The organism is Leucobacter luti (assembly GCF_019464495.1).
In the GTDB taxonomy this organism is placed as follows: Bacteria; Actinomycetota; Actinomycetes; order Actinomycetales; family Microbacteriaceae; genus Leucobacter; species Leucobacter luti_A.
On sequence record NZ_CP080492.1, the window covers coordinates 2,394,417 to 2,407,711 of the forward strand.

Sequence of the window (13,295 nt, forward strand, 5' to 3'; positions counted from 1 at the left end):
GCGCAATAAAATGGAGTATCCATTCCGTATAGTGGAGTCATGAGTGAACGCGAGAGCTCCAAGGCGCACACGCTGCCCGCTGCATCGGGGGGACACGTGCAATCGGTCGCCCGTGCCTTCGCGGTGCTGGAGGTCCTCGCCCAAGCGAATGCTTCGCTGCCGCTTGCGGAGGTCGCAGCACGCGCCGGACTCGCGGTCCCAACCGCCCACCGGCTGCTCCGCACCCTGCTCGATCTCGGAGTGGCCCGACAGCGCGACAACCGCGACTACGGGCTGGGGCCAACACTGATCGGCCTCGGGGAGCGCGCCACTCCGCCGCTCGCCGAGTCTGCGCGCCCTGCACTCGTGCACCTCGAAGACATCGCGCAGGAGACCGCCAATCTTGCAGTGCTCGACGGAGATCTCGTGGCCTACATCGCACAGGTTCCCTCGCGACACCGGATGCGCATGTTCACTGAGGTGGGTCGACGAGTGCTGCCACACGCAAGCGGGGTCGGCAAAGCGATGCTCGCCACATTGCCAGAGCGTCGCGTCAGAGAGATCCTGAACCGGACAGGGCTCCCGGGCTACACGCCAACCACTCTGGTGAGCGTTCCCGCCCTGCTTGCCGATCTGCGGGACACACGTCACCGCGGCTTCGCGATTGATGACGGGGAACAGGAGGTGGGCGTGCGCTGCATCGCGGTAGCAGTGCCGGGCGCGACGCCCCCAGCGGCGCTCTCCATTTCGGGCCCGAGCGCACGGATGACCGACGCGATCGTGAAGCGTGCGGTCGAAGAGCTCACGCGGGCAGCGGGTACCCTGGAGGGGTGACACAGCCCAACGGACTCCGCGCCATCCCCACTGAGGATCGCGCCTGGCTTATCGCAGCGCTTCAAGACGCCCTCGCTGGTGGTGCGCCGGTATTTCCCCTCGCACCGGACACGAGTCCCGAGGTGGTGCTCGCACTGCAACACACGCCGCTCCCGGAGGGCACGGCGCTCGTGGTGCGCACCTCCGGATCAAGCGGGATCCCGAAGGCCGTCGCGCTGTCCGCAGCGGCCCTTCGCGCGAGTGCGAACGCAACTCACGAGGCGTTTGGCGGGCCGGGTCAGTGGCTCGTTCCCCTCCCGAGCAACCTCATCTCCGGTATTCAGCCGCTCATCCGCAGCGCCATTGCCGAGCAGGAACCCGTGTTCGTCGACGGGGCATTCGATCCGGCGCGCCTGCTCGCCGCTGCCGAACTGATGACTGCTGAACGACGCTATGTTTCGCTGGTGCCGGTGCAGCTGTCTCGACTGCTGGATCACGCCGCGGCAGACCCTGAGGCAGCAGCGATTCTGCAGCGCTTTGATGCAGTGCTCGTGGGGGGCCAGGCCATCACGGTCGCGCTGCGCCAGCGCTGTCACGAACTTGGTGTGGCACTCAAACGGAGCTACGGCATGACCGAGACTGCTGGGGGGTGTGTCTACGATGGCGTTGAGATCGGCGACACTCTGGTGCGGATTCGCGCTGGCGAAGTACAACTCGCGGGATCGGCTCTGGCGCTCGGCTACGTCGGGGATCCCGAGCTGACCGCTGATCGTTTCATCACCGAGACCGACAGCGCTGGCACCGAGACGCGCTGGTATCGCACCGGCGATGCTGGCGAGCTCCTGGGCGGCATGCTCACCGTGACGGGCCGGATCGACCGTGTGCTCATCTCAGGTGGGATTAACGTCTCACTCGATGAGGTTGAGCGCGTGGTGCGTGAGCAGCCTGGCTGGGCGAGCGCGGTCGCCCTCGCCGCACCACACCCTGAATGGGGCGAGCGCGTCACGCTTGTGCTGGAGACATCTGACCAGGCCCAAAGCGACGCTGGCGCGGATGCAGCGCACGCAAGCTTTGAGCGGGTCCGCGAGGAGGTGCGCGCCCGTCTCGGCGTTGCCGCCCTGCCGGAGTGGGTCACCGAAACGCCTGAGATCCCGCGCCTTGCGGGAGGCAAACCAGATCTGATCGCACTGGGTGAGTGGCTGGGCCGACTGCGCGACAGCTTTCGCGAGACGCGCCGGGCCCCCAAACATGCAGCGCCGGATGCAGGCGCCGATGTGACTGACGCCGTCGGCACGGCTGACACCGCTGACGCCGCTGACGCCGTCGAAGCAGCCGACGCTATCGAGGCAACTGATGTCGTCGGCGTGCCAGGCCACACAGGAGACCAAGCGCACCGCGCAGCAGGAGAGGAACAGGCGTGAACCAGGCGAAGGATCGACGCAAGTCGGGCAATCCCGCTGTGCGAGCAGCGGCCGAGCGACGTGTCTCCGGTGGCGCAGAGCCCAGGATCACGTGGCGCAACTGGGTGGGTGGGGCGCGACTGCGCACGCTCCCGCTCGCCGTGGCTCCCGTCGCAGCGGGAGCTGGGATCGCGCACATGGTGCAGGGCTTTTCGTGGCCGCTGACACTGCTCGCGCTCGCCGTCGCGGTGTTCCTCCAGGTGGGGGTGAACTATGCCAATGACTACTCGGACGGGGTGCGAGGCACCGACGCCTTCCGGGTAGGGCCGGCGCGCCTCACCGGCTCCGGTCTCGTGAATCCCAAGCGCGTGCTCATGCTTGCCCTCATTTTCTTCGGGCTTGCTGCAGTGTCCGGTGTTGTCGCAGTGGTGCTCAGCGGCCGTTGGTGGTTCCTCGGGCTCGGAGTCGTCGCGATTATCGCTGCCTGGTTCTACACGGGAGGGAAGCGCCCGTATGGATATGCGGGCCTCGGCGAAGTCGTCGTGTTCATCTTCTTCGGTCTCGTTGCAACTGTCGGGACCGTGTGGCTGCAGACTGATGTGCGGACCCAGGAGGCCTGGTTCGCTGGCGCGGGAGTCGGCCTGTTCGCGGTGGCCGTGCTGGTCGTCAACAATATTCGCGACATCCCCACCGATCGGTTGGCGGGCAAGAATACGCTCTCGGTGCGGATCGGGGATCGCGCGTCGCGCATCCTGTTCGTACTCTGCGTGCTGCTGCCGTTTGCGGTGCCCGCGCTGTTCGGCTTTGCGAACCCCGGTCTGTTGCTCGTGTGGCTCGTGCTCATCATCGTGCTTCCGTGCGTGCTGATCGTGCTCACCGCGAAAACACCGCGCGAGCTGATCTTGGTGCTGCAGCTCACCAGTCTCGCGGCGCTCGCCTACGGCGTGCTGCTGGGGATCGGATTCGCGTTCTGACGCACTGGGAGTGATCGGGCCGCAGGCTCGGGGCGTGTCATTTGGATCGCGATCCACAACATGAGCACGCCGACCAGCCAAGCCCACAGCGCCCCGGTCGCGGCGAGAATCACGAGGACACCTCCTGCCCCACTGAGCACCGCGAGCGTGGCGCGGCCTGTGCTGAGGGCTGCGAAGTCCCGAGTCCCTGGACCGGCGATTGTTGCGGAATCGGCTCGGGAGCCTGCGCCGGAATCGGCTCGGGACCCTGCGCCGGATCCGGATGCTGATCCTGCCGCCACCGTGCCCGGTCGCCGCTCGAGTCGAGCGACGAGAGCGACCACCCCAGCAACTGCGAGGCCAGCGGCGACGAGCCACAGCGGACGACTGGCCCACCACTCGGCTGACAGCGGAACGGGCAACAGTGTGCCAGCGCCCTCAGCGAGGAGCGGCTCGACACCGAGCAGCACACCGGCCAGCAGCACGACGACGGGCATGTGCCACGAGTAGATCGTCATCGCGGTGCCGTTGATGACGTCAGAGGCCGTGCGCACGCGAGGGAGCTCAGCCCACTGGGCCAGACGGGGACGGAGTCGGGCGAACACCGCAAACTGCACGACCCCCAGGAGTGCGAGCGGCGCTGTGGGCGGGTTCAGTGCCTCAAACAGGTTCACGGGGCTCGCCCCGATCAGCATGAGCGCCACGATCCCTGCGACGGCCCACCCGGCGAGCCGCAGCTTCGGTGCCCGGCCGTCCGCGAGCCAGAATCCGAGCTGCTGCACGAACAACCACACGAACAGCAGATTCGCGAAGCCGAGGGCGTCGATGCCTGTTGCGAAGCGCACTCCGTCGACGAGCAGCACCGCGCCGCCGAGCATGGCGAGCGCACACCGCGGTGCCCGTTCGTGGGCACGCAGTGCCAGCGGCACACACGCCGAGCACAGCACATACACGCCGAGGAACCACAGGGGCTGACTGATTCGCCACCCCGCCGTCGCGACCAGCTCGGGGAGAGCCCGGTGAGGGTCATCGCACCAAGCACTGTCGCGACCGCGAGCGCCGCCGCGAGCGGCACCGGGAGGAGCCTGCGCAGCCGGAGCGCGACATAGTCCGCTGCGCCCATCCCACGCTGCCGCATCCGTCGGAAGTGCGTGGCGGATGCGAAGCCGCCGAGGATGAAGAACAAGGGCATCATTTGTGCGAACCAGGAGAACGGGGTAAACAGATCCCAGCCCTCGAGGGCGTTCTCGAGCACGACATCGCCGCCGCTCACGCTCGCGCCAACCATGAGCGCATGCACCGTCACGACCGCGATCAAGCAGGCCGCGCGGACGAGATCGACGGCGCGGTCGCGGGTGGCGCGGTCGCGCGTGGCGGGGGCAGTGGTGCTGGTGGGGTGTGCTGCTGCTGAGACGGCAGAGCTTGGGGCGACGAGAGTCATGGGGACGGTCCTTCCGGTGTGCTGGAAGTACCGTCTCGCGCAGCTCACGCCCGCTGCATCACTCTGCGGAGCGCATTTGACCCCCTACCCGGGTAGGGGGTGGGCACCGCAACGTGTCGGTGCTCGCCGCCAGGCCGGGTGCAGGCCGCCTAGCCGCCCGTCCTGCTACCGATCCGGCGACACTAACCCGGCATCGTAGGCGAGGATCACTGCCTGCACCCGATCCCGCAGCCGCAACTTTGTGAAGATCCGCGTTACGTGCGATTTCACCGTCTGCTCTGCGATAAACAGCTCGGCTGCAATTTCGGCATTCGCCATTCCCCGCCCGATCCGCACCAGAATCTCGCGCTCCCGCTCAGTGAGCTCCGCCAGCCGCAACGCGTGCTGGTCGCTCGGCGGACGCTGCTCTGAGAACCGCTGCAGGAGCCGCTTCGTCACACTCGGCGCGAGCAGCGCGTCCCCTGCCGCAACCACCCGCACTGCGTGCACCAGGTCCGCCGGTGGCGCGTCCTTGAGCAAGAACCCACTTGCGCCAGCTGCGAGGGCATCGTGCACGTACTCATCGATATCGAACGTGGTGAGGATCACAATTTTGGGCACGTGCGGGGTGCGCGGTGTCGGTGCCATCAGCAGCCTCGTCGCTTCAAGCCCGTTCATGCCCGGCATCCGCACGTCCATGAGCACGACATCCGGGCGCAGTTGATGCGAAAGCGCGACAGCCTCGACCCCGTCAGCTGCCTGGCCCACGACGGTGAAATCCGCCTGGGAATCGAGGATTGCGGCGAAGCCAGCGCGCACCATTCCCTGGTCGTCGGCAATCAAAATGGATACGGTCATGTGGCTGGCTCCGAGTCAGTGGGGAAGCGGGGTGCGGCGACTTGTGGCCCAGGATCAGCTGCCGGATCGGGCCCGGCTACGAAACCAGAGTTGATGCTTTGGCCGGTCTCGATAGCTGCGGCAGATTCGATCACTGATTCCGAATCACCGAGCGCCCGCGGTGCCCCTGGCAACACCGGCACAATCGCGACGACCCGGAAGCCGCCAGCTTCGGTCGGCCCTACGCTCAGCTCGCCGCCGAGCGCGGCGACTCGCTCACGCATGCCACGGATACCGTGTCCACTGGTGTCTGCGGTGAGAATTGCAGCGCCGGAGGCCTGGGCCGGTGCCACGTTTTCGATCGTGATGCGAAGGCGGGCTGGCGCTCCAGCAACGGCAGCAGGCGCCGCTGCCAGTTCCACGCTGGTCTCAGCGCCCGGCGCGTGTCTGGCCGCATTGCCGAGCGACTCCTGCGCCACCCGATAGACAGCGAGTTCGCACACTGGATCGACGCCGGAGCGCACGTGCGCCGGCACCCGATCGACGAGTTCGGCGCGGGACCGGGCAACGAGTTCAGGCAATTGCGCGAGTCCAGGCTGCGGCGCCTGCTCGGCGTCGTTGTCGGCGCGCAGCACACCGAGAAGTGAGCGCATCTCGCCCAGTGCGGTTCGGGCGGTCGCGGCGAGCGCGTCGAATTCGTCGGCGACCTCGTGGCTCAGCTCGGGGTAGCGATAGCGGGCACTGGCGGCCTGCACCTGGATCACTGACATGCCGTGTGCCACAACATCGTGCATCTCGCGCGCGATCCGGGTCCGCTCTTCCACGACCTGGCGGCGGGCGAGCTCCAACTCGGAGATTTCTTTCACTGCCGCAAGCTCGCCGCGAGTGGTGCGGATTGCGCGCACGAGTGTCGCGCCTCCGATGACCGCAACGAAGAGTGCGAGGCTCACAATCAGATTCGCGATGACAGGCCCGACGGGAATATCCGAGCCGAAGGCCGACGCGACGCCACTGGCGGTGATGCCGACGATCACGGCGGCGCTTGCTGCAGCGATCCACTGTCCGTGCAGTGAGGCCGCAGCGAGCACGAAGAGCGTGGCCAGCAGCGTGGCGACCGGGATCGGCCACGGCGCCGTCGGGGTGGGCTGCGCGAGTGTCACTACGCTGAGCCCGGCAATCGCGACCAGGGTGAGTGCCCAGCGGGGGAAACGTGGCGACAGCAGCACGCCGAGGGATTGGGCGAGGCCACACGCGAGACTCGAAGCAACGGGCATGCCGTACACCGTGGCTCCGAGCGATGCGGTCACCGCAAGCAGCGCGAGCGCAGCAGCAACGGCGCCGGCCCACACCCACGGGGTCAGGCGTCGCGAGAGGAACATGCGGCAAGGCTACCGCGCCGAGCCTCACCGCAACGGGGGCAGCGCCACGATCACCCAAAACTGAGGCTTGCGTGGCAATCTCCCATCTGGATAGGGTTATTGACGGTATCCCTACGACCCGGAGAGGAGAAGATCATGGAACGCATCAACCGCATCGCATTTGATCTTCCTCGTCCGGGCGCCCCGCTGACCGGACATTAGTTCTCACGCGGCCCGCCATCTGGCCCGCCGCACACCTTTTGTTTCCAGCCTCTTCCGCACCTCTTCGCGTGCGCATTCTTTTCAGGGATCATGACTGTTTTTCACGCTTCACCCTCGTCTGCTGACGATCACGAACCCGTTCCGGAACCCGGGACGGCCCCTCGCTTGTCCACGGCACGTGCGCTCGCGCGGCTGTTCCCTTTCGCCCGCCCGGCGCTGCCCCGCCTCATTGGTGGTGCGCTGGTCGGGCTCGGAGCCGCTGTCGCGAGCCTGCTGATTCCGCTCGTGCTGCAGTGGGCCGTCGACGGACCCATCACCTCGGGAAACCGCACGCAGATCCTGTGGGCCACGCTCGCGGTGCTCGCCCTCGGAGTGGTCGAGGCGCTGATGGTGTTCTTGCGCCGTCGCTTCGTGATGACTCCGGCCGCGGGGATCGAGTATCGAGTGCGGCAGGCGTTTTACGAGCGACTGCAACAGTTGCCGGTCGCGTTCCACGATCGATGGCAGTCGGGGCAGCTGCTGAGCCGCATGATGCAGGACATCGGTACGATCCGGCGCTGGTTGGCGTTCGGGCTGATCCTGCTGCTCATCAATGTGCTGACGATCGTGATCGGCTCAGTCCTGCTGTTTCGCTGGCACTGGGCGCTCGGCGCCGTCTTCGTGGCGTGTTCGATCCCGCTCTGGATCCTGGGCTACCGCTTCGAGCAGCGCTACGGCGTGCTCTCGCGGCGCAGCCAGGATCAGTCCGGCGATCTCGCGACTGCGGTTGAGGAAAGTGTGCACGGGATTCGTGTGCTGAAGGCCTTCGGGCGCGGAAGCCACGCGCTCTCGCAGTTCACACGCCGCGCAGAGACGCTGCGCAAGACGGAAATGCGCAAGGCGAGCGAGATGGGCCTGCTCTGGTTCTCGCACGAGCTGGTGCCGATCCTCGCCCTCGGTGCCTGCTTCATCACAGGCGTCTGGCTTGCTGTGCACGGCCTCCTGACCGTTGGTGAGCTGTTCGCGTTCTTCGCTATGGCTGCTGCGCTGCAGTGGCCCATGTCTTCGCTCGGCTACCTTTACTCGCTGCTGATTGATACGCGGACCGCGACGGATCGCGTCTTCGATGTGTTCGACGCACCGGTCACGATCACGGATCCGGCCACGCCTCGCACCATCACGGAGCCACGCGGCGAGCTCGCGTTCCGGGGTGTTCGCTTCCACTACCCGGACGCGGCGGGTGCGCCCGATCTGCTCACGGGGGTCGACCTCGTGCTGCGGCCGGGCGAGACGATGGCTGTGGTGGGCACCACTGGGAGTGGGAAGACGACACTCACCACGTTGCCGACTCGGCTGTTCGACGTGACAGGTGGTGCGGTGGAACTCGACGGCGTCGATGTGCGCGAGTTGCGGCTCGAAGAATTGCGCCGCAGGATCGGCGTCGCGTTTGAAGAGCCGATCCTGTTTTCCGCCTCGGTGCGTGAAAACGTGCTGCTCGGGCGAGCGGATCTCGATCCGATGAGCCCAGAAGCTGACGCAGTGCTCGCTGAGGCGCTTGACGTTGCGCAGGCCGGCTTCGCGACTGAGCTGCCTGACGGCGTTGACACCGAAGTGGGGGAGGAGGGGCTGTCGCTCTCCGGCGGGCAACGGCAGCGACTCGCGCTCGCGCGCGTGGTGGCGGCTGCCCCCGACGTGCTCGTGCTCGACGATCCGCTGTCTGCTCTCGATGTCGACACTGAAGCGCTCGTCGAGGCTGCGCTGCGGCGCGTGCTCGCCAACACCACGGCGCTGATTGTGGCGCACCGTCCTTCGACGGTGGCGATGGCGGATCGGGTCGCGGTGCTCTGGGATGGCCGGATTGAGGCCGTCGGCACTCACGCTGAGCTGCTGCGTGAGAACGAGCACTACCGCTACTTGATTGCAACGATTGACCAGACGGAGGACCGCGCATGAGCCCCGAGACCGTTCGCGGTACCCGCGGCGAAGACCGCGACCAGTACACCAGAGAGGAAAGCCGTGCCATCCGGCGCCGCTCGTTGCGCCTGCTTGGCTCGATCCTCAAACCGCTGAAGCTCCTGATTCTCCTCACGGCGATCGTGATCGTCGTATCCACCGCAATGCGCGCGATCGGGCCGACGCTCATCGCTTTTGGCATCGATGAGGCACTCCCGCGCGCTGTTGACCAGGGCGACTGGGGGCCGGCTATTGGAGTGGGTCTCGCGTTCCTCGTTTCGGGCGGTGTCGGGGCGGCATTCGTCGGCTGGTATGTCGTGCTCATCGCCAAGCTCACACAGGCCGTCATGATGGAACTGCGCACCCGGATCTTCCGGCACACTCAGCGCCTCAGCCTCGAGTTCCATGAGGGCTATACCTCCGGCCGCATCATTGCGCGGCAGACGAGCGATCTTGAGTCGATCCAGGAGCTGCTTGACGGCAGCCTGAACGAGCTCATTGACGCAATCTTGATTGGCAGTTTCACGCTGCTCATGCTGTTCTTGATCGATTGGCGCAGCGGTCTCGTGCTCCTTGGCATGGGGATTCCGCTCGTGATCCTCATGCGCTGGTTCGTGGTGGAATCGCAGAAGGGCTTCCGCTCGACGCGCGTTGTCAGCGCACGGCTCATCGTGCAGTTCGTCGAAACCATGACCGGGATCCGTGCCGTGCAGGCGTTCCGTCGTGAGAAGCGCAACCGCGACGAATTCGCGCGGGTATCTGACGATTACCGGCGTGCGAATCTCCGTGTGTTCCGACTCTTTGGCGTGCTAGATCCCGGCCTGATCCTGCTCGCGAATGTGACGATCGCGATCGTGCTGTTCTGGGGAGCGCTGCGCGTGATCGACGGTGGCCTCGCCATTGGCGTGCTGCTTGCCACGGTGCTGTACGTGCGCAACTTCTTCGGACCGATCGAAGAGGTGGCCATGTTCCTGAACTCCTATCAATCGGCCACCGCGGCACTCGAGAAGGTGTCGGGCGTGCTCGAAGAGGATCCGTCGGTGCAGGATCCAGCGGTGCCAGCGAGCCTCCCTGAGGCCCGTGGCGAGCTGGAGTTTGCAGACGTGAGCTTTGGCTACGGCGCCGGCCGGACCGTGCTGACCGACTGCTCACTCGTGATCCCCGCGGGCCAGACCGTCGCGCTCGTTGGGACGACCGGCGCGGGGAAATCGACGCTGGCGAAGCTCGTGGCGCGGTTCTACGATCCGACTCAGGGCAGTGTTTCCCTGGACGGAGTGGACCTGCGTGAACTGGATCCGGCTGATCTGCGCCGTGCCATCGTGATGGTGACCCAGGAGGCGTACCTGTTTAGCGGGACAGTGGCCGAGAATATTGCGCTGGGGCGGCCCGATGCGACCGTTGCGGAGATCCGTGCGGCTGCGACGGCCGTCGGAGCACACGAATTCATCTCCGCACTCCCCGAGGGCTACGACACGGACGTGAACAAGCGCGGTGGGCGAGTTTCAGCCGGCCAGCGGCAACTAATTTCCTTTGCGCGCGCCTTCCTCGCTGATCCGCGCGTGCTGATCCTGGATGAGGCGACGGCGTCGCTGGATTTGCCGAGCGAGCGGCTCGTGCAGGATGCACTGCAGCGGCTGCTCGCGGATCGCACGGCAATCATCATCGCGCACCGACTCTCGACGGTCGCGATCGCCGATCGGGTGCTCGTGATGGAGCACGGCCGAGTGGTAGAGGACGGCAGCCCGGCCACGCTGATCGCGGCTGGCGGGCGCTATGCCGCGCTCAATGCAGGGTGGGAGGCGTCGCAGGCGTAGGCCTCATCGCGGGGGCGCCTGCGCTCCCGTGATCCCGCTCCCGTGATCCCGCTCCCGTGATCCCGTGCGAGAGCATCCTTCGTGCCCGTGCCCGTGCCCGTGCCCGTGCCCGTGCCCGTGCCCGTGCCCATCCCCATCCCCATCCCCATCCCCATCCCCATCCCCATCCCCATCCCCATCCCCATCCCCATGCTCCCTGTGCCCATCCTGCTGTGAGCGCAAGTGGTCGAATACCCCGGTCTATTCAGCCACTTGCGCTCACACGACGGGGCGAGCGGGGCGAGCGGGGGTGCAGGGTGCACGGGGCACGGGGCAGGGGGCAGGGGGCAGGGTGCACGGGGCAGGCTGCAGGGTGCAGGGGTCGGCCGGGTGTGGGGCTTGCGGGTGTGAAGGGCGCGGGGGCGCGCTCCGCGTCGTCGCGCGTTCAGTGCGCGGCGAGGCGGAACGGGGCCGGCGGGAACGCGACGCCGAGCGCGGCGTCAGCAAGCACTCGGCCGATCGCAGGCGCAAACTTGAAGCCGTGGCCGGAGAACCCGGCTGCAACCGTGATCGGACCTACTCGATCGAGCACGAAGCGCCCGGAGGCCGTTGACGTGTAGGTGCAACTGATCTCCGCAGCCGTGTCTGGATCGAGGCCGGGGAACCACTCCGCCACATAGTCGCGGAGCGCGGCGCGCGCGAGGTCCGGAGCACGAAAGCGGCGATCGTCGGGATCGACTTCGTCACCCACAGCGTGGAACCCGACTTTGACTCCTTCACCGGGCGTGAGCATTCCGTAGACCGACCCGGTGCGTGCTCGGGCGCCGTCGCTGTCCTCGTCGCGATCCTGCATGCTGCGCACATGGTTGAACGAGGGCCACCAGGTCTCGGCCCCTGGCTCCCGGAACCGCGGCTGCGGCTGAAAGTGAGCGGGGTGTTCCTCAGTGACGGTGAGCTGTGGCAGAACCACGTGATCTCGCAGCAATTCGCGGCTCCACGCACCAGCGGCGACCACGACCCCGCTGGCCTGGAGCTGGAACGATTCTCCTGCCGCGTTCGCTCCGCTCACCACGGCGCCGCCTTCTGTGAGCGTGATCTCCGCGACGCGGTGCTCGAAGCGAAGGTCTGCGCCGTGCCTGCTGGCCTCTGCGGCAAAGACCTCGAGTGCCGTGGCCGCGTGCACACGCCCAGCGTCACGGTTCACGAGGACCGCACCCTCGAAGCGCATTCCGGGCCAGCGAGCGGCCGCCTCGTCCGGCGTGATGATCTCGGTTGCTGCACCCCGCGCCAGAAGGGCAGCGTGAGCGTTCGTGACGGCCGTTGGATCGCCGTGGGTGACGAGCCCGCAGAGCGTGAGGAGCTGTTCGCCTGAGGCCTCAGCGAGCTCACCCCAGAGGGCGAAGGCCTCGTCGTAGAGATCCAAGTAGAGCTCTTCGTCATACGCGTTGTTCATGTTGCGCGTGGCGCCGTGTGAGGCGCCGCGGGTGTGACCCCTGCCGAATCGCTCGAGCAGCACGACGCTGCGGCCGCGCAACGCGAGCTGCCAGGCTGCGGCGAGGCCCATGACGCCCCCGCCCACGACGATGTGGTCGAAGCGCTCGCTCACGGGGCGGCCCTAGGCGCTTTCCCTCGGCGCGGAGGAATCGCCGCGGGGGTCCAGGTGAGCCGCAGAAGTTTCAGCGGAAGTATCCGGTTCGTTCGACTGGAGCGCTGCTCCAGCTTCGACGGCTTCGTCCTCGACGATGCTGTCGGGAGTGCGCTCTCGATTGCGCCAGTCGTAGATGCTCTCCGACGCGGTATCGCGCGGACGCGAGAGGAAAATGATGGAGAGAGAAACCCCGATCAGCGCCGCAAAGATCGCTGCCAGCCAGGGCCAGATGCCCAGCACGAAGAGCACGGCAAACGGCACTGCGAAGAAGAGCAGACGCAGCACGGTGTATACGATCCAGGCGGTGCGGGGGTTATTCACGCGCCCGAGTCTACCCGGGGCTCCTGCGCTCGGGCTGAAGTGAACGGCTGATGTCCAGCGGGTCGTGAGCGGCGACGAGTACCATGAGGAGTATGGTGCGATTCGTGATTATCGGTATCGTCATCGCCGTGGCGTTTACGCTGTACGCGCTCGTTGACGCGGCGATGACTGATGGATCGCGTGCCCGCGGCGTGAGCAAGCCGGTCTGGGTGCTGATCGTTGTCGTCCTGCCCGTGATCGGCGGTGTGCTCTGGTTCCTCATCGGCAAGGGGCAGCCACGTCCGCCCGTACGGCAGTCCGCTCCAGATGATGACCCACGGTTCACGGCGACTCGCTTGTCGGATGCTGATCTCGACGCGCACATGCGCGATCTGGAAGACCGCCTGCGTGAGCTCGACAGTGAAACCTTCCCGGGTGAAGAGCCGGTAAACCCGGTCCAGCCGTCGCAGGATCGCAGTGAGGCGAGCGACACCGACGCTGCTGACGCTCCGGAAACTGAGCGGCCAGCGATGACGGATGATCCGACCGAACAGCCGAAGGCCCCCGAGCCCGGCCCGCGCGACCCCGATCGGCGCGAGGGCGGCACTCGAGCCGATGGCGACGCACCGAAACCGTGAGC

General features: G+C 66.8%; 11 protein-coding genes and 1 pseudogene. 6 read left to right on the top strand and 6 right to left on the bottom strand.

Annotation, left to right across the window (positions count from 1 at the left end):
- Nucleotides 1-39: 39 nt before the first annotated feature.
- Genes K1X41_RS10705 through K1X41_RS10715 form a run of 3 tightly spaced genes read left to right on the top strand, consistent with a single transcriptional unit; the run spans nucleotide 40 to nucleotide 3,166 of the window.
- Complete coding sequence (locus K1X41_RS10705) at nucleotides 40-813, top strand: IclR family transcriptional regulator (RefSeq protein ID WP_132201316.1); 774 nt, start codon at nucleotides 40-42, stop codon at nucleotides 811-813.
- Entirely contained in the window at nucleotides 810-2,213 is a 1,404-nt protein-coding gene (locus K1X41_RS10710) for an AMP-binding protein (protein ID WP_220174599.1), read from the top strand. Before K1X41_RS10705 ends, K1X41_RS10710 begins: the two co-directional genes overlap by 4 nt.
- A complete protein-coding gene (locus K1X41_RS10715) occupies nucleotides 2,210-3,166 on the top strand; it encodes a 1,4-dihydroxy-2-naphthoate polyprenyltransferase (protein ID WP_133615384.1) in 957 nt (318 codons plus the stop codon). The genes K1X41_RS10710 and K1X41_RS10715 overlap by 4 nt, the downstream gene beginning before the upstream one ends.
- On the opposite strand, the gene K1X41_RS10720 is transcribed toward K1X41_RS10715, so the two are convergent.
- The 4 genes and pseudogenes from K1X41_RS10720 to K1X41_RS10730 all read right to left on the bottom strand — a co-directional run bounded on the left by K1X41_RS10720 (nucleotide 3,130) and on the right by K1X41_RS10730 (nucleotide 6,781).
- On the bottom strand, nucleotides 3,130-4,098 hold the full coding sequence (locus tag K1X41_RS10720) for a hypothetical protein (protein WP_396426475.1): 969 nt from the start codon (nucleotides 4,096-4,098) through the stop codon (nucleotides 3,130-3,132). The two genes, K1X41_RS10715 and K1X41_RS10720, sit on opposite strands and share 37 nt — an antisense overlap.
- A 137-nt stretch (nucleotides 4,099-4,235) precedes the next feature.
- Nucleotides 4,236-4,586 (bottom strand): annotated as a pseudogene (locus K1X41_RS16155) (acyltransferase family protein); the annotation flags it as partial.
- A 165-nt stretch (nucleotides 4,587-4,751) separates the two neighbouring features.
- Nucleotides 4,752-5,423: a response regulator gene (locus tag K1X41_RS10725; protein WP_133615386.1), complete on the bottom strand. Its 672-nt coding sequence runs from the start codon at nucleotides 5,421-5,423 to the stop codon at nucleotides 4,752-4,754.
- Nucleotides 5,420-6,781: a sensor histidine kinase gene (locus tag K1X41_RS10730; RefSeq protein ID WP_220174601.1), complete on the bottom strand. Its 1,362-nt coding sequence runs from the start codon at nucleotides 6,779-6,781 to the stop codon at nucleotides 5,420-5,422. The genes K1X41_RS10725 and K1X41_RS10730 overlap by 4 nt, the downstream gene beginning before the upstream one ends.
- A 291-nt stretch (nucleotides 6,782-7,072) precedes the next feature.
- On the opposite strand from K1X41_RS10730, the gene K1X41_RS10735 reads away from it, so the two are divergent.
- A complete protein-coding gene (locus K1X41_RS10735; protein WP_133615388.1) occupies nucleotides 7,073-8,914 on the top strand; it encodes an ABC transporter ATP-binding protein in 1,842 nt (613 codons plus the stop codon).
- Nucleotides 8,911-10,728, top strand: coding sequence for an ABC transporter ATP-binding protein (locus tag K1X41_RS10740; protein ID WP_220174602.1), 1,818 nt, complete (start codon nucleotides 8,911-8,913; stop codon nucleotides 10,726-10,728). Before K1X41_RS10735 ends, K1X41_RS10740 begins: the two co-directional genes overlap by 4 nt.
- Before the next feature lie 424 nt (nucleotides 10,729-11,152).
- On the opposite strand, the gene K1X41_RS10745 is transcribed toward K1X41_RS10740, so the two are convergent.
- Nucleotides 11,153-12,313 carry an FAD-dependent oxidoreductase gene (locus K1X41_RS10745; protein ID WP_220174603.1) on the bottom strand — a complete coding sequence of 387 codons (1,161 nt, stop codon included), beginning with the start codon at nucleotides 12,311-12,313 and terminating at the stop codon, nucleotides 11,153-11,155.
- A gap of 9 nt (nucleotides 12,314-12,322) precedes the next feature.
- Nucleotides 12,323-12,676 carry a DUF4229 domain-containing protein gene (locus tag K1X41_RS10750; RefSeq protein ID WP_258566501.1) on the bottom strand — a complete coding sequence of 118 codons (354 nt, stop codon included), beginning with the start codon at nucleotides 12,674-12,676 and terminating at the stop codon, nucleotides 12,323-12,325.
- Between the two features lie 92 nt (nucleotides 12,677-12,768).
- Here K1X41_RS10750 and K1X41_RS10755 point away from each other — a divergent pair, with 92 nt between their 5' ends.
- Nucleotides 12,769-13,293 carry a PLDc N-terminal domain-containing protein gene (locus K1X41_RS10755; protein WP_220174604.1) on the top strand — a complete coding sequence of 175 codons (525 nt, stop codon included), beginning with the start codon at nucleotides 12,769-12,771 and terminating at the stop codon, nucleotides 13,291-13,293.
- Nucleotides 13,294-13,295: the final 2 nt, after the last annotated feature.